Annotated in this window: 17 protein-coding genes and 1 pseudogene; 12 read left to right on the forward strand and 6 right to left on the reverse strand. The window is 56.8% G+C overall.

Going from position 1 to position 16,482, the window contains the following annotated elements; all coding sequences use genetic code 11:
• Window positions 1-18 precede the first annotated feature (18 nt).
• The gene (locus tag M5B97_RS02250) at window positions 19-348 is read right to left on the reverse strand and encodes a DHCW motif cupin fold protein (protein ID WP_123718685.1); all 330 of its coding nucleotides are present in this window, start codon (window positions 346-348) and stop codon (window positions 19-21) included.
• A 136-nt stretch (window positions 349-484) separates the two neighbouring features.
• On the reverse strand, window positions 485-955 hold the full coding sequence (locus M5B97_RS02255; RefSeq protein WP_248730613.1) for a GNAT family N-acetyltransferase: 471 nt from the start codon (window positions 953-955) through the stop codon (window positions 485-487).
• Window positions 956-1,044: 89 nt separating this feature from the next.
• Here M5B97_RS02255 and M5B97_RS02260 point away from each other — a divergent pair.
• The 7 genes and pseudogenes from M5B97_RS02260 to M5B97_RS02290 all read left to right on the forward strand — a co-directional run.
• Window positions 1,045-1,158, forward strand: a pseudogene (locus M5B97_RS02260) (DNA-binding response regulator); the annotation flags it as partial.
• A gap of 162 nt (window positions 1,159-1,320) precedes the next feature.
• Window positions 1,321-2,610: an NAD(P)/FAD-dependent oxidoreductase gene (locus tag M5B97_RS02265; RefSeq protein WP_248730614.1), complete on the forward strand. Its 1,290-nt coding sequence runs from the start codon at window positions 1,321-1,323 to the stop codon at window positions 2,608-2,610.
• 23 nt (window positions 2,611-2,633) lie between these two features.
• Window positions 2,634-3,056 (forward strand): RidA family protein, encoded by a 423-nt coding sequence (locus M5B97_RS02270; RefSeq protein WP_134657563.1) that lies wholly within the window; start codon window positions 2,634-2,636, stop codon window positions 3,054-3,056.
• A 10-nt stretch (window positions 3,057-3,066) separates the two neighbouring features.
• On the forward strand, window positions 3,067-3,744 hold the full coding sequence (locus M5B97_RS02275) for a DUF1028 domain-containing protein (RefSeq protein WP_123718692.1): 678 nt from the start codon (window positions 3,067-3,069) through the stop codon (window positions 3,742-3,744).
• Window positions 3,741-4,886: an acetylornithine deacetylase gene (gene argE, locus M5B97_RS02280; protein WP_248730615.1), complete on the forward strand. Its 1,146-nt coding sequence runs from the start codon at window positions 3,741-3,743 to the stop codon at window positions 4,884-4,886. Before M5B97_RS02275 ends, argE begins: the two co-directional genes overlap by 4 nt.
• Window positions 4,887-5,133: 247 nt before the next feature.
• Window positions 5,134-5,517 carry a hypothetical protein gene (locus M5B97_RS02285; protein WP_248730616.1) on the forward strand — a complete coding sequence of 128 codons (384 nt, stop codon included), beginning with the start codon at window positions 5,134-5,136 and terminating at the stop codon, window positions 5,515-5,517.
• 139 nt (window positions 5,518-5,656) lie between these two features.
• The gene (locus M5B97_RS02290; protein ID WP_248730617.1) at window positions 5,657-6,037 is read left to right on the forward strand and encodes a hypothetical protein; all 381 of its coding nucleotides are present in this window, start codon (window positions 5,657-5,659) and stop codon (window positions 6,035-6,037) included.
• Between the two features lie 227 nt (window positions 6,038-6,264).
• Here M5B97_RS02290 and M5B97_RS02295 read toward each other — a convergent pair whose 3' ends face one another.
• Entirely contained in the window at window positions 6,265-7,176 is a 912-nt protein-coding gene (locus tag M5B97_RS02295) for a LysR family transcriptional regulator (RefSeq protein WP_123718696.1), read from the reverse strand.
• A 254-nt stretch (window positions 7,177-7,430) separates the two neighbouring features.
• Between M5B97_RS02295 and M5B97_RS02300 the strand changes: the two genes are divergently transcribed.
• Window positions 7,431-8,846, forward strand: coding sequence for a cytosine permease (locus M5B97_RS02300; RefSeq protein WP_123718697.1), 1,416 nt, complete (start codon window positions 7,431-7,433; stop codon window positions 8,844-8,846).
• Window positions 8,847-9,134: 288 nt separating this feature from the next.
• Complete coding sequence (locus M5B97_RS02305) at window positions 9,135-9,791, forward strand: peroxiredoxin-like family protein (protein ID WP_248730618.1); 657 nt, start codon at window positions 9,135-9,137, stop codon at window positions 9,789-9,791.
• 36 nt (window positions 9,792-9,827) lie between these two features.
• Here the strand turns inward: M5B97_RS02305 and M5B97_RS02310 are convergent, their stop codons facing one another.
• The 3 genes from M5B97_RS02310 to M5B97_RS02320 all read right to left on the reverse strand — a co-directional run bounded on the left by M5B97_RS02310 (window position 9,828) and on the right by M5B97_RS02320 (window position 12,161).
• Complete coding sequence (locus M5B97_RS02310) at window positions 9,828-10,715, reverse strand: LysR family transcriptional regulator (protein ID WP_123718699.1); 888 nt, start codon at window positions 10,713-10,715, stop codon at window positions 9,828-9,830.
• A 111-nt stretch (window positions 10,716-10,826) separates the two neighbouring features.
• A complete protein-coding gene (locus tag M5B97_RS02315) occupies window positions 10,827-11,549 on the reverse strand; it encodes an SDR family oxidoreductase (protein ID WP_134657570.1) in 723 nt (240 codons plus the stop codon).
• Window positions 11,550-11,606: 57 nt separating this feature from the next.
• A complete protein-coding gene (locus M5B97_RS02320) occupies window positions 11,607-12,161 on the reverse strand; it encodes a carboxymuconolactone decarboxylase family protein (protein WP_248730619.1) in 555 nt (184 codons plus the stop codon).
• Between the two features lie 573 nt (window positions 12,162-12,734).
• Here M5B97_RS02320 and M5B97_RS02325 point away from each other — a divergent pair.
• The 3 genes from M5B97_RS02325 to M5B97_RS02335 all read left to right on the forward strand — a co-directional run bounded on the left by M5B97_RS02325 (window position 12,735) and on the right by M5B97_RS02335 (window position 16,480).
• Window positions 12,735-13,100 carry a hypothetical protein gene (locus tag M5B97_RS02325; protein WP_248730620.1) on the forward strand — a complete coding sequence of 122 codons (366 nt, stop codon included), beginning with the start codon at window positions 12,735-12,737 and terminating at the stop codon, window positions 13,098-13,100.
• An 860-nt stretch (window positions 13,101-13,960) separates the two neighbouring features.
• Window positions 13,961-15,187, forward strand: coding sequence for a hypothetical protein (locus M5B97_RS02330; protein ID WP_248730621.1), 1,227 nt, complete (start codon window positions 13,961-13,963; stop codon window positions 15,185-15,187).
• 81 nt (window positions 15,188-15,268) lie between these two features.
• Entirely contained in the window at window positions 15,269-16,480 is a 1,212-nt protein-coding gene (locus M5B97_RS02335) for a DUF4297 family anti-phage-associated protein (RefSeq protein WP_248730622.1), read from the forward strand.
• Window positions 16,481-16,482: the final 2 nt, after the last annotated feature.

Here is a 16,482-nt window from a genome sequence, read left to right on the forward strand (position 1 = left end):
AAGCTCGCTCCTACAGGTTCAGTCGACAATGAAGAGTTTGGCGCCAATGGCCGTCGAGGAGCGATGCCCCTCCATGTCATTGCCCACCTGATAACTCATCCCGGCCGTCAGAGTGAACCGGCGACCATCTTCCAGCTCCGTGTGCAACTCGCCTTCAAGGCACAACAGCACATGCCCTCTCCAGCACCAATGATCCGCCAGGTAACCGGGCGTGTACTCCACCAGGCGCACGCGGGTGGTGCCGAAATGGCAAGTACGCCATAAGGCATTGCCGGTAACGCCAGGATGGGCTGTGGGTTCGAGGGTAGCCCAATCCGTGGTGCCAAACGGGACAGCGGTAAGATCCATGGGACACTCGGTCGTCAGTTAGCGTGGCATGAAACTACCGGGCCGAGGCCGTTGGCGATAGACACAGACCCGACGGTTTTGCGGGATACAGGTACCTTCGCTTGTCAGGCAATCAAGTGCGGAGATTCCGTAGGGTTTAAACCGCAGCCAGCCGCTTCACCATCGGCACACACGCCAGCGTCAACCCCGACGGCGAGTGATACACCGCCTGCTCCTCGCCCACATACCCGCACGCACGGTAGAAGCTTGCCGCGTTCAACGTGGAGTCCAGCACCACTTCTTCAATCGCCAGTTCCCGTGCCACTTTCTCCAGATGGTCGAGCATCGCCTTGCCGTACCCGCGCCCGGTGAAGGCCGGCAGCACGAACAGCGCGCCGAACTCATTTCTATCGAGGTCGAGCATGCCGGTGGCGACCGGCTCACCGTTTACCCAACCCAGGTAAAATGGCTTGTCCATCAACGCGCTGTAGCCGTCTTCGGCCGTGCCGCGTGTCCATAGGGCCATTTGCTCAGCACTGTAGGCCCCGATGCATTGACCGCGAATGGCCTCGCGGCGAATCTCAAACGCGCGCTCGGCGTCGTCTGGCGTGGCTCGTTTTATCTCCAACCGTACACACTCCTTCCATGCCCCTAAACGGCTATTAGCCCATTTGTGCTAATCGACCCTGTCTGCTCGCAGCGCTATATTCCCCAGCACACAAGGAAATTACCAGGGCTCCGGATACCTCGCCGCCGTTTACCGTGCGCATTCACGTGTCGTCAGTACCGCGCAGCCTGAAGGTATCGTCACGGGCCGCGGTGAAGTATTCGCGGGAGTTCCAGGCGTTCTGCCAGGTAGAGCTCCGCCCACAGGCTGCATCCGATATTTATGCTCACTTCCCAGCTTAATAATATTTTATTAAAAACCGCCCTCCCCCTAGCCTTGAAGTCATGCCCAAGCTGAATCCAACTGCATTACGCAAGGACAGACACATGACTGAAGCACTGACAAAAATAGACACGCTGGTAGTGGGAGCCGGTCAGGCAGGCGTGGCCATGAGCGAGCACTTGAGCAAGCAAGGCGTGCAGCATCTGGTGCTGGAGCGCAGCCGTATTGCCGAGCGCTGGCGCACCGGGCGTTGGGACTCGTTGGTGGCCAACGGTCCCGCCTGGCATGACCGTTTTCCAGGGTTGGAATTCGATGACGTTGCCGCCGACGGCTTCGCGCCTAAAGAACGCGTTGCGGACTACTTCGAAGCCTATGCGCGCAAGTTCAATGCACCGATACGCACGGGCGTCGACGTGCTCTCTGTGGTACGCAATATCGGCCGCCCGGGCTTTACCGTGCACACCAGCGAAGGCGTGATCGAAGCCAACCGGGTGGTGGCGGCGACCGGGCCATTCCAGAAACCGGTGATTCCGGCGATTGCGCCCAAAGACACCGGGCTGCACCAGATCCATTCCGCCGACTACCGCAACCCTGCACAACTGCCGACAGGCGCCGTGCTGGTGGTGGGTGCCGGTTCATCCGGGGTGCAGATCGCCGATGAATTGCAACGCTCCGGGCGTCAGGTGTACCTGTCGGTGGGCGCCCACGACCGTCCGCCCCGTGCCTATCGCAACCGCGATTTCTGCTGGTGGCTGGGGGTGTTGGGCGAATGGGACCAAGCCGCCATGAAGCCGGGCCGTGAGCACGTGACCATTGCCGTGAGTGGCGCCCACGGCGGCAAGACCATCGACTTCCGCGAGCTGGCCCAGCAAGGCATGACCCTGGTTGGCCTGACCCAATCCTTCAATGGCACCACCGCAAGCTTTCAACCCAACCTGGTGGAAAACCTCGCGCGGGGCGATGAGAACTACCTGGCCCTGCTGGATGCGGCGGACGCCTACATCGAGCGCAACGGCCTGGACCTCCCCGAGGAGCCCGAAGCCCGTCGCGTGTTCCCCGACGCCGAGTGCATCAAGCACCCGATTCTGGAGCTGGACCTGACCAAAGCCGGCATCACGTCGATAATCTGGGCCACCGGATTTGCCGTGGACTACAGCTGGTTGAAGGTCGATGCGTTCGACGCCGCCGGCAAGCCGCAGCACCAGCGCGGTGTGGCCAGCGAGCCAGGCATCTACTTCCTCGGTTTGCCGTGGCAATCGCGCCGGGGCTCGTCGTTTATCTGGGGGGTATGGCACGACGCCAAGTACGTCGCCGACCATATCGCCATTCAACGCCAATACCTTGAATACCGCGAAGCCGCCCCGGTGGTTCGCCAGTCCCCTGTCAGCGCCTGATCACTTTTGCCGGAGTTTTTCTGATGTCTATCCACGCCCCCACCCACACTCGCATCCGCATGTTCAACACCAAGGAAACCTACCCCAACCAGAGCCTGGACAACGACCTGTGCCAGGCCGTACGCGCCGGCAATACCGTGTACGTGCGCGGCCAGGTCGGCACCGATTTCGAGGGCAACCTGATCGGCCTCGGTGACCCGCGCGCCCAGGCTGAGCAAGCCATGCGCAACGTCAAGCAATTGCTCGAGGAAGCGGGTTCCGACCTGTCGCATATCGTCAAGACCACCACCTACCTGATCGACCCGCGCTACCGCGAGCCGGTGTATCAGGAAGTCGGCAAGTGGCTCAAAGGCGTGTTCCCGATTTCCACCGGGTTGGTGGTGTCGGCCCTGGGTCAGCCGCAGTGGCTGATGGAAATTGACGTGATCGCGGTTATCCCGGAGTAAGGAGGCAGCCATGACCTTTTCAATCGTCGCCCGTTGTGCGGACACCGGCCAGTTGGGTATCGCCATCAGTTCCTCAAGCATCGCAGTGGGCGCCCGTTGCCCGTGGCTGCGGCCCGGTGTCGGCGCGGTGTCGACCCAGAACATCACCCTGCCGGCGCTGGGCCCGGACGTGCTCGACCTGCTGGAACAGGGCCTCACGCCTGCCGATGCCATCGACAAGGCCCTGACGCGCAACGGCTACAGCCAGTACCGGCAACTGACGGCGATTGATCACCTGGGCCGCAGCGTGCATTTCAGCGGCAGCGAAACCCTCGGCACCCACAACGCGGTGTCGGGCGAGCAATGCGTGGCGGCGGGCAATATGCTCGCCGAGCGCAGCGTGATCGAGGCAATGGTCCGGGCCTTTGAACACGGCGAAGGTCAGTTGGCGGATCGCTTGCTGGCGGCGATGCATGCCGCCATCGCCGCCGGTGGCGAAGCCGGCCCGGTGCATTCCGCCGCGCTGGTGGTGGTGGGTGAACTGACCTGGCCCATCATCAATCTGCGGGTGGATTGGGCCGATGAAAAGCCCATCGTTGAGCTGCAAAAACTCTGGGACGCCTACCGCCCGCAGGTACAGGACTACATCGACCGTGCCCTCGCCCCCGATCGCTCGCCCGGCTACGGTGTAGCCGGAGACGACCGATGAGCACCAGCCGCGCACTGCTGCAAACGCTGGTGGGGTTCGACACCACCAGCCGTGAATCCAACCTGCAGCTGATCGAGTTCGTGCGCGATTACCTGGCCGGTTTTGGCGTGGCCAGTGAGCTGGTCTACAACGACGAACGCAGCAAGGCCAACCTGTTCGCCAGCATCGGCCCGGTGGAGCTGCCGGGCATTGTGCTCTCGGGCCACACCGACGTGGTGCCGGTGGATGGCCAGCCCTGGACCCTGCCGCCTTTTCAGCTGACCGAGCGCGACGGCAAGCTGTTTGGCCGGGGTACCGCCGACATGAAGGGCTATATCGCTTGCGTACTGGCGCTGGTCCCGGCGTTGGTAGAGACACCATTACGCAGGCCGGTGCATATCGCCCTGTCGTATGACGAAGAAGTCGGTTGCCTGGGCGTACGTTCGCTGCTGGCGGTGCTGGAACAGCGGCCGGTGAAGCCGATGCTGTGCATCATCGGCGAACCGACTGAGCTCAAACCGGTACTCGGCCACAAGGGCAAGCTGGCGATGCGTTGCGATGTGCGTGGCGAGGCGTGCCATTCGGCCTACGCGCCCTATGGCGTGAATGCCATCGAGCATGCCGCCGACTTGATTGGCGAACTGGGACGGATCGGGCAACGCCTGCGGGCGCACCAGGACCCAAGGTTTGACCCGCCCTTCAGCACCGTGCAGACCGGTGTGATCAGCGGTGGCAAGGCACTGAATATCGTACCGGCCGATTGCCGGTTTGATTTTGAGATCCGCGCACTGCCCTCTCAAGATCCGGTCAATGTCGCGGAAGAACTGCAAGCCTATGCCATGCAACAGGTATTGCCGCGGATGCAGGCGGTGAGCGCGCAGAGTGGTATTCGGTTCACCGAGTTGTCGGCCTATCCCGGGTTGGTCACCGATGAGCGCAGCCATGCGGCGGAGTTGATTGCCGCATTTTCCGGTTCACAGGACTTCGGCACCGTGGCGTTTGGCACCGAGGGCGGGTTGTTTGATGCCGTGGGTATTCCTACCGTGGTGTGCGGGCCAGGCAGCATGGACCAAGGGCATAAGCCGGATGAGTTTGTGAGCCTGGAGCAACTGGCGGGCTGCGACGCCATGCTGCAACGCATGCTGGAGTCGATCCGCGCTTGAACTGAACACGTCCCTACCCGCCCCGCCTCCCTGCGCGGCCTGACATTTGAACAGGCCCATGCGCCGTATAGTGCCGACTCAGTTGGGGCCATACGGCGCTTTCGCTATACAAACTTGTCCACTCTCAAATATGAAATGTTCCGCCACACTTGTTGAGTCTTCGACAGGAACCGAAAGAACTTAATAACCACCCATGAAGGCAGTCAACTTGACGGGTTATACCCTGACCAACTTACAGGTGCTTATCATGAGTAGTATTTCATCTTCGCTGACCGCTCCATGGCTGAATACAGATACCCAAGTGCGTGCTGTACGCTCAAGTGAAGCACATGCCAAACCGACTAACGCTCAGTTCACCGTTAAAGAAGAAGACCATGCTGATGCCATGGATTTTTTTAACGATGCCGCAAGCTGGAATCGGGTCAAGGTCAAACTGGAATCCGATCAGCCCAGCGTGGATGACTTTGGCGGCGGCAAAGGAACCTACCATACGGTCAAATTCAGTTTCGTACCGGACCGGACGGACGGCACCTTCAGCCCCGAGTACGTCAATAAAACCGAAAGGGCAATACGCATGTTTGAAGGCAGGATGAGAAGTGCGGGCATCACTAACTATGCCCCTGCCGAGTAACCTTCCAGTTACCTGAAAGTCCTGACCCATTACAACTTTCAACATCGTGAATCCGCAAAACTTCGGGCTGCCGGTCGAGCACATATACCGTGCATAAAACTTGCGGCTTATTAATTCCAAAACATCCATGAGTATTATTATGAACGGTATCCAGTCCTCTACGTTTCCCCACACACTTCAAGCGCCAGAGGCATTGCGCCTGACCCCCGGGCCCAATACGCCGAACAAGGAATCCAACCGTATCACCGTAGGAGAAAAAGACTCCCCGAGGGTCATCGATCTACTGTCTGAAGCCGCCAGGCGCAATGGCACCCAAGTAACGATTGGGCAGCCGGAATCGAGCGACCTGGATTATGGCGATGGACCGATGAAATCAGAGACCTTCAGCTTCAACTTTCATCCCGACAAAGCCGATGGCACCTACAGTCCAAAGTATCTGGAAAGCGTGAACAAGACGAACCAGCTGCTTGAAGACTGGATGCGCGTCGAGGGCATCAGGAACTACGCGCCGGAAAGCTGATAGTCAGGGCTTAGGCTAATGAACGCTGTATTTGTGGCGAGGGAGCTTGCTCCCGTTGGACTGCGCAGCAGTCCCATTCTTTGTAAACAAAGAGCGGGGCCGCTTCGCGGCCCAACGGGAGCAAGCTCCCTCGCCACAGGTTACTTTCCAGCTTTCTCCTTCTTAACTGACTGGCATTAGGGCTTGTGCTGTTGTTCGTTCTCGCGTCCGGCGCGAGAACGATCGTGTCAGCCAAGGAGTCGCGCGAGTTCTTCGCGGCAGTGGTCGACAAACAACTGCACCGGCTTGGTCAACGGTGCCCGCCGCAGCCACACGGCCGACAGACCGGACCCCGTGACCGTTTCCGCCAACGGCACGCACACCACCTTCTGCCCGTCATAGGTGTACTCGGTAAAGGGCTTGGTCACCAGGATCGAAAAGCCGAACCCCCTCCCCACCATGCCACGTACCATCTCGATCGACGGCGAGCTGAACACAATATTCGGCGTCAGCCCACGTTCTTCAAAGATGCTCACGAAGTAGGTCCGGCTGGGCAGCACATCCAGCAAAATCATCGGTTCCAGCACCAGGTCCGCCAACGACACTCTGGCCTGCTGCGCAAAGCGATGATCGGCCGGCAGCAACGCATACGGCTGTTGCGGCGGCATCAGTGGCGTCGTCTCGATGGTGCCGCCCAGGTCATGCTCGAACAGCATCGCCATATCGATACTGCCCGCCGTCAGCGCTTGCACCAGCTCTTGCTGTTCACCGTCGCGTATGCGGATTTCCACCCCCGGCCAGCGCGCCTTGAAGCCGGCGATCAAGCGCGGCAGATACAACGGAGCCACGGTCTCAAAACACCCGATATCGATCTGCCCCGCCACCACATCATTGTCCGCCAGGGCGTTCTGCTCGAACTCATGGGCCACCCTCAACAGCTCCAGCGCCTTGCGATAAAACCGCGCGCCGCTGGGTGTGAGCGACACACCCTGGGCGTGATGGCGGATAAACAGTTGCACGCCAAAGCTGTCTTCCAACTGCTTGATAGCGGTGGAAACCGACGGCTGCGCGATATACAGCTTGCGCGATGCCTCGGCGACGCTGCCGCACTCGGCCGTGGTGACAAAATATCTGAGCTGGCGCAGGTTGTAAGCAGCCATCAGGATCTCCAAAAACGTGGGATTTCGCCCCAAACAAGTGCGTGAAAATCGGCTTTTTTACAAGGATTCACGTGCATGCAACATACCGGAGCAGAATCGGCCGCGAGCTATATTTTTTAAGGTCTATAGCAACAAACTTACTAATTTACCTCCCCGCGCCCATTACAGATGATCACTCCAACAACAAAGAAAGCGCCCTCCCTGCGGCGCACTTCGAAGTACGTCAACGTACTCACCTTGCCTTGGAGCTCATCATGGTCACCACTGCAACATCCTCCGCCCCGCTTATCGAAAAACACACGATTGGATACGTGCCCCCGGAAGATCGCCACGGAAAGGTAAGAGACCTGTTCACCCTCTGGTTCGGCGGCAACATTGCGCCGTTGCCGATCGTCACGGGTGCACTCGGCGTACAGCTGTTTCACCTGAACCTGTTGTGGGGCATCGTCGCCATCCTCGTCGGTCACCTGGTCGGCGGTGTGTTGATGGCCTTGCACTCGGCCCAGGGCCCGCAAATGGGCATCCCGCAAATGATCCAGAGCCGCGCCCAGTTCGGCTCGCTCGGCGCGCTGCTGGTGGTGGTGATCGCCGGGGTCATGTACGTCGGTTTCTTCGCCTCCAACATCGTGCTGGCGGGTAAATCGCTGCACGGCGTGGTCGACAGCGTGCCCGTACCGGTGGGTATCGTGATCGGCGCCGTGGGGTCCGGCATTATCGGCATCATCGGCTATCGCTTCATCCACGTACTCAACCGCATCGGCACCTGGGTGCTCGGCGCCGGCATCGTGCTGGGCTTTGGCTATATCTTCACCCACGTACAGACCACAGACTTTCTGACCCGTGGCGAATTCAACATCTCCGGCTGGCTCGCCACCGTGTCGCTGGCGGCGTTGTGGCAGATCGCCTTTGCGCCCTACGTGTCCGACTACTCCCGCTACCTGCCGGCCGACGTGCCCGTGGCCGCCACCTTCTGGACCACCTACCTGGGCTCCGCTCTGGGCTCCAGCCTGGCCTTCATCTTCGGCGCCGTCGCCGTGCTCGCCACCCCGGTAGGCATGGACACCATGGACGCCGTCAAACTCGCCACCGGCGCCATCGGCCCGTTGATGCTGGTGCTGTTCCTGCTCAGCGTCATCAGCCACAACGCCCTCAACCTGTACGGCGCGGTGCTGTCGATCATCACCCTGATCCAGACCTTTGCTTACCGCTGGATACCCACCGCGAAAAGCCGCGCCGTGATCTCGACGTTGGTGCTGGCCGCGTGTGCGATTGCCGCGGTATTCGCCTCGAAAGACTTCATCGGCCACTTCGTCGACATGGTACTGGTGCTGCTGGTGGTACTGGTGCCGTGGACGGCGATCAACCTGATCGACTTCTATGCGATCCATAAGGGCAAGTACGACATCGCGTCGATCTTCCGCGTGGACGGCGGCATCTACGGCAAGTACAACCCACAGGCGCTGCTGGCGTATGCGGTGGGGATTGCAGTGCAGATTCCGTTCATGAATACACCGCTGTATGTGGGCCCGATTTCCGAGCACATCAATGGAGCGGACTTGTCCTGGGTGGTGGGGTTGGTGGTGACGTCGCCGTTGTATTTCTGGTTGGCGAGTCGGGATAGCGCCTATAAGCGTCGGATGAATGGAGCGAAGCTGGTGGGTGAGGTTTGAGTTAACGGCGCGTTCTGATGGTGATTAACGAAACCACCCCTATCTGGCCTTTGCGGCTGGGTTATGGGTGGTTTTCGCCTGTTGAAAGGTCACGGGGATCCACATGGGAAGCTCTTCGATTGAGCGTGAATCCAACTGAATAAGGCTTCGTGCCAAACAGCTACGATGGAGGGCGTTCTGAAGAGCATTCCTGATGGGCATATTTACTATGCTGGCCAGCGCTCTACTCGGTGAGCAGCGACGTCGCGATCATGAGTCCCGACACATCAAACCATCGAGGAAACACTCATGACCCTTCAAGCCGAACTGGACGCTTTCAAGGCCGACTTCGTTGCCGGCAAGCCTCCTTACAACGCCCCGGCACCTGTTCACGCGGTGATGCACCGCGCCACTGCCGAACTGATCGCCAGTGGTCTCGCCGAACGCGCACTCAAGGCCGGCGATGTGGCACCGATGTTCAGCCTGCCTGATGCTCACGGCAACCTGGTGTCTTCGACTGAACTGCTGGCACGCGGCCCGCTGGTGGTCAGCTTCTATCGCGGCGTGTGGTGCCCGTATTGCAACATGGAGCTGCGAGCACTGGAGCAGGCACTGCCAGCCTTTCAGGAACGCAGTGCCAGCCTGGTCGCGATCTCGCCGCAGACCCAGGCCAACAGCCGTAAATCGCAACGCGAGAACGGCCTTGGGTTTCCCATCCTCAGCGACAGCGGCAATGAAGTAGCGGCCGCCTTCGGGCTGCGTTTCAAGCTGCCGGATTACCTGGTTGAACTCTATCTGAGCCTGGGCAACAACTTGCCGGTCATCAATGGTGACCAGAGTTGGACCTTGCCGATGCCGGGCCGCTTCGTCATCGGCCAGGACGGCATCATTCTGTATGCGGAGGTCAATCCAGACTACACGTTGCGTCCAGAGCCCACGGAGTTGCTGCCTGCATTACGCGGTTGATAACGCCCACGCAAGGCCGCTTTCGGACGGCCTTGCTTATTGCCGACTCATCAACCCCTCGACGAAGTCAACGAAGGCCCGCGCCTTGGCGCTGGCCAGGCGTCCGGTGGGGAATACCGCCCACAGATCCAGTGGCGGCAATTGCCACTCCTCCAGCAATGGCACCACTTCACCACTGGCCAACTCTGCCGCAAACATCCATTGCGACGTCAAGGCCACGCCCAGATGCCCCAGCACCGCCGCGCGCACACCCTCAGCCGCGCTGACCCGTACCCGCCCGTTGACCGTCACCGACTGCACCGTGCTGCCTTGTTTGAAGGCCCAGTGTTCGCCGCCCCCGGCCTGGGCGAAAATCACCGCCTGGTGGTGCGCCAGATCAGTAGGATTGGCAGGCGCGCCATGGGCTTGTACGTAGGCAGGAGTGGCCAGTACCAACCGCTGACATTCACCGATCTTGCGGGCGACCAGGTTTGAGTCGACCAACGTCCCCATGCGCAAGGCGACATCGATGCCTTCTTCGACGAGATTGACGGTGCGGTCATCCAGGACGATGTCGATATTCAGGTCAGGGTGCGCATCGAGAAACGCTCCCAGGTGCGGCACCACATGCAGACGCGCGAAGGTCACCGCCGCACAGACGCGCAGAGTGCCATGCAGCCCACTGCCCGCACCGCGTGCGGCGAGATCGGCTTCATGGGCCTCCTCGATGGCACGCTTGGCACGTTCGTAGTAGGCGGTACCGGCTTCAGTGGGTGTAAGCCCGCGAGTAGAACGCAGCAATAGCCGCACGCCAAGGTGCTCCTCCAGCTGTGCGATGGTTTTCGATACGGCTGGCTGGCCGAGGTTGAGCCGCCGCGCGGCCGCAGAAAACGACCCTGATTCGAGCACGCTGACAAAGGTTTCCATTGCCGCCAATCGATCCATAGTGGTTCGCCTGAAACAGTTAAAAATTCATAGCAAAAAAAGCGAGCGAAGCAGGGGCTTCACTCGCGGCGGGTGGTTTATCTCAACAAGTCGTGCGCAAAGCAACCTTCTCTAGAACGCAGCTTTGCCGATTGATGCTCCGCCATCGACGAACAGCGTCTGGCCAGTAATGAAACCGCTGCTTTCGGACAACAGGAAGGCGATGGCCGCCGCGATCTCCTCGGGTTGACCAAATCGCCCCAGAGGAACGCCTGAGAGGTAGCGCGCTTCACCTTCGCTGCCGGGTGGGTTGTTCGCACGGAACAGCTCGGTCTCGGTAGGCCCCGGCGCAACGGCGTTGACGGTGATACCGGTGGTGGCCAGTTCGAGCGCCCATGATCGAGTAAAGCTGATGAGCGCAGCCTTGGCGGCGGCATAGGCGGTGCGATGGGTGATACCCAGCACCGTCAGGCTAGAGATGTTGACGACTCGGCCCCAGTGACGCGCGCGCATGCCGGGCAGCAGTGCCTGAGTGGCCTGAAGCGCCGAATGCAAATTGACCCGCATCACGGCATCGAAATCGTCCAGATCCACTTCGCCCAGCAGTTGCGGGCGAACCAGGCCGACGTTATTCACCAACCCATCGAAGGCGTATTGCCGGGCTAACGTCGCCAAGGCCTGTTCAGTCGCTTGGCGATCACCCAGGTCGACCGGTACCAAGGTGCCAGGGAAGTCGACACCCTCGGTGTGCCGGGCGATGCCCACGACGTGGTGACCCGCGTTTGCCAGCGCCTGCGCCAGCGCCAGGCCGATGCCCTTGCTGGCACCGGTAATCAAAAAGGTTCGCTTGTGCATGAATGCTCCTGGGACCAGCCCGTGCAGAGGCTGGTCGAGTTAGGCCAAAGACAGGTATCAGACAGGCTTGGTCCATTCGTTGCCTTTCATGAACGGATCCAGCTGGGTGTGTACCAAATGGTTGGTGTAGTTGCTCATGACCTTGGTGGCGACGCCCAGTACGACCTCCAGCACGTTGCGACGATTGAACCCCGCAGCCAGGAAGGCTTCGATACCGGCGTCGTCGACGAAGCCGCGATCACGCACGACGGCGGTGGTGAACACATGCAAGGCTTCCAACCGGGCATCCGGGATCACGCTACCGGCGCGCAGTGCTGCAATGACCTCGGGTGCCATTTCGATCATCTTGGCCAGGGTAGTATGGCCTGCCATGCAGTAGTGGCAGTTATTTTCGAAGTTGGAGGTCAGGTACACCACTTGTTGTTCGTGCGGCGTCAGCGTGCTCTTGCCGAACAGGTCCCAGAGTTGGCTGTAACCGGCCAGCAGCTCGGGCGATTCAGCCATGTTGCCTTGCAGGTTGGGAACGAAGCCGAAGGCACTCTGCACGGCTTCCAGAATGGGCTTGGAAGCAACAGGGGCGGTTTCGATGGTGTAACGAGTGAAAGTAGTCATCGCAGGTTTCCTTGAGTGGGTCAGCAAGAGTGCTGGGGCTATCTTGCTGCTCTTGGCCGGGCTGCGGAACGCAGGGCTCGGGCATATCACTCATGCTCTTCAGGAATAAAGCCGAACTGCGCTGACTGGCCGGCGGTGAAAAGCTCTGTCAGCGGGGGACATCAAGCGCAGGAGGGGGAAATGATGGCAGTTGAAAAGCGGCGAACGACTTAGGCGGCTATTGGCCAAAAGCGGACCGCCGGCGCGGTTCTGGTTCAGCCCGATAGTCAAGGCTCACAGCATGCGACTGCATATCTAAAGTCATTCTGGCTTATTGCTTACACCTATATCCCTATAGGCTCCCTCTCGCCGTCCAGTTCACTGGGGGTATTGAAGACCCTCTAAGCCCAGCGGGAGCATGCTCCCTCGCCACAGGGGAACATTAAGTCATAAGACTTGTATTGGCCGCTGGGTAATTGGCATAGTGTTACCACTCCCCAGCTGACCCGGCGCCAGGGACAAAGTCAGCCAGAAGCTGACGGAAGTTCAGGGCCTTGCCAGGTTGCTTGTTCCAAGGATCTGGACATTTAACCCATGAAAACATACGCAGCGCTGGCCCTTGCGCTCACCACCCTGTGCAGCCCCGTCCACGCGGCGAGCTGGCAGATTTGCCGGCTGGACGTACAGATCGTCAACGTCTTGAAACAACCGTACCCACAGCTGCAGGGGCGGATCCTCAAGGTCGCCCCGACCTCCCCCACCACGCAATGTCCCCAGCAAGGCTCGACGGTCACCTTCACCCCGGAAACCACCGATTACCAGAACACCCTCCCGAGTCGGCAATGGCCTCGAAAAGGCCAGTCGGTGCAGATTGACTACCGGTATCTGGATGGGATTTGCAAGGGCGACGGCCACCCGCATCCGTGTCGCATCGAGCACTACCCACTCATGGGGCGCTAATCGGGCGTCACCCGCTCACGCAACCTTCGCAGCAACCCATCGCATGGATATGCCCAGCACGCCTTCGCGCGGAATGCGTGGCGCTGTAGCATCATGAATTCTGGCAACAATCCAGCTCTAAGGACGATTGATGGCTATTAACTTTGCACCCAAGATAGGGCAGATCTTGGAGTGTAATTACGGCGACTATCAGTACGATGAAACGCCATGGCTATCATTAGAGGGACTCAAGCGTACTAGCTGCCTATCAGCCATTCCAGCTCGGCCTTTTCAATCAGAAAGTCAGTTATCGGCCAATAGCCGCCATTAACGAAAAACTATTCTTGGGCATTGACGGACATTCGCACCAGCCCCGGATGCAGCGAGGTCATGGGACTGCGGCTCTCATTTTTTTATCAAGTTGACTTGCTTGGAAACCGCTTTCCCGTCTACCTTCTGTTAGGTCATGCTGGCTTGATGCCTCCACCGACACTCAAGGAGCGAGCTGTGCCATACACACCAAATCCCCAGCACCGTAGTGGCGGCTATGCGGCAGTAAAGTCGCAATGGTCCATCTCGCAGCCTGACGAAATCGCGTGCTTCGATCTCGCGGTTCAGGCCGAATGGGCATTCAGAAACAGTTTTTGGGGATTGCACATAGGAGCTAATGGCCTTGGCCCTTTAGGAGTATCTCCTCCACCGTCGTCTTGCCAGCTACATATCGCAAAATTCGTAGGTGATGCGATTGGCAACTGGCATGGTTATCCCGTTGCTCATTGGCTCTCCCCTTTTGATAAGCCAAATGAAACGATCCTTTCTTGCTGGTTTGAACTAGGCCTGATTAGTAAGCCCAAAATGGCCAAAATTCATAGGGGCAAACAATGCGCTCTGTAAAGCTCACTATTGCGGGAAGCTACTGGGATACACAAATATACTCGGGAGAGCTATTACTGTTCGATAACGACGGAAGTTTGCATCGTATTGACTGGTCAAGCTTCGTAGACCAAATCGCCTTTAAAAACGACGATATCCGAACTGCCGTGCGTGTCGCTTTTTCAGATAGTGATCTTTTTTATAATCCGAAGGTTGTAAAAATACTCCGCGACCCGGATTTAGAAGCACCTATAAAAGCACAGCTCTCAAAACTATCAAGTCTTGAGCTTCAAGAAAGTAAAGAGTCATGGGAGAAGATTTGGACAACAGAAAGTACGCCTTTCGATTTCTTACCAACTGACACTGAAATTTACTATAACAATATTTTCGCGGGAGGTAATGAGGGTCTATATTCCTCTCCTCGCCAAGGGCGTCCCAGCGGTCGATTCACGTCAACTCCAAAGCCCAAGCGACATCATGATTCGACGGTGCTCCAAGTAAAAGCTTCCGACAGTTACACTGCTATAGCCACGGCTTCAGGATATGATGGACTATTCGATTTTTCGTTATTAAAAGACTCTGGAGAAACGCTGAGCAAAGCACGAAAAATAGCTGAAAGACCATGCAACGCGTGCGATTGGGCTTTTCAGAGTGTGCTAGGTTGGAGCGCAAACACAGCGTTTATGGCTTCGTTTAGGGAAGAGAAAGAACCGAATTCAAAAAAAACTGTCAGAGTGGTCGACAGGATTATTGATCAAAGTGAAATATTTCAAAGTTCATCTGACAGACACAGCTTTACTTGGGGAGCTCGTGAAAAACTTTATAAATTGACAGATGGACATATAGAGGTTCAGCACTATCGGGCAAGTGAAAAAAAATCTAAAAATAAATATAACAAGAAATTCAACGCCATTGGCTCGTTGAGCTTTAAAAATCCATCGCCTGTAGTGATTGCGTCTGGCACTGCCTCTTTCGGTACCGTGCTTGAATTCAGTGACAGAATACTCGTGCTACGTAGTGATGGGTTGGAGGAGGAGTTTATTGAAGAACCTGTTCATTGGCGAATTTTTCCAAGATCTGAACATTATAGCAATCAGTTGCATATAGTTTATGAGGACAGGCTCGAGGTAATATCCTTTGTGCATGACTATTTTGTCGATCAAAGCTCAAAATTATTTGGATTTTCAAAAGGTAAAAATGAGTATTCAGAGTTTGACTCGGAGCGCAATGTTTAAAACTCCGAATAACAGCTGAGTCGTCCATGCTTTTCTAGGCGAGTCTGGCGGCGAAGGAAACTAATAGTAAACGGACATGCCATGACTGACAGAAGCGCTGTTGATACTATTCGAGGATATTTTTACCAATTTGACCTGTCCATTCTCAGTGTATTAAAACTGGCAGCACCGGATGATTGCATCGAGATCGAGTGTACCGAAGATATTGATATTCGAACTGCGACTGACGTCACCGCTACGCAGTGCAAATATTATGCGAAGACTGAATATAACCACTCCGTTATTAAAGATGCTGTGAAGCATATGGTATCCCATTTCGGTGAAAGTCTGGCAGGAACGAAGCCGAATGTTTTGTATTCCATTAAGGGTCATTACCTTTCCGGACAGGAAAAATTAGACGATAAGATAGATGTCGATTTTCTAAAAAAGCACTTCCTAACATACACAAAGAAAAAAGTTACCTACTATCATCACGTAGACTTAGGTCTCTCCGATGCCGACCTTGAAGAGTTTCTAAAGCGTCTCAGCATCGACATAAGGGCAAAAGATTTTGACGAACAATTTCGCGAAGTGATAGATACCCTCCAAGCAATTTTCGGAGGAACGCCTTTCGCTGCTGAGTTTTTTTACTACAATAATGCACTAGCAGTTATCCGGGAACTCTCAATCAGAGTGGCGCCGACAGATCGATTAATTACCAAAAAGGTGTTTCTAAGAAGAATCAATACCTCCGCTGTTCTATTCAACGAATGGTTCGTCGAGAAGAAGGGTAAGAGGACTCACTTCGCCGCGCTTCGCAAAGAGTACTTCACCGAATTTAACGTATCTCCGTTCGAACGCTTCTTCTTATTAGAAGTTGATATGGAAGCGTATGACCGCAGCGATCTCAAAGATTTATTCTTTGAGATTTCTAAAAAATGGGCCAAATTGTCCGCACGAGAAACTTCTCCTTTCTGCCCATATATCTACGTCCAGGGCATTACAGATAACGAACTCGTTGCACTAAAACGAGAACTCTCTACGGAAGGATTTAAGTTAATAGACGGACACGACTTTCAAGGCTCGGACTTTAGCTGTGATTCAATCACGCAACAAGCGACGCATGGTAATGGAATAAAAATCAAAATTCTAAACTCAGTTCCTAATTTAGAGCAAGTCGTGGAATCCATCAAAAAAACACGGCGTATCTATCAGTTCTTCCTTAACCACTCTTATTACGACTGCGATAATCCAGCGGTTAAACACGTAAAAATACAGGTAAAACAATTATCGGATGTCAAGCACATTATCTAATA

It is taken from the genome of Pseudomonas sp. MWU13-2517, assembly GCF_023242545.1.
Classification (GTDB): Bacteria; Pseudomonadota; Gammaproteobacteria; order Pseudomonadales; family Pseudomonadaceae; genus Aquipseudomonas.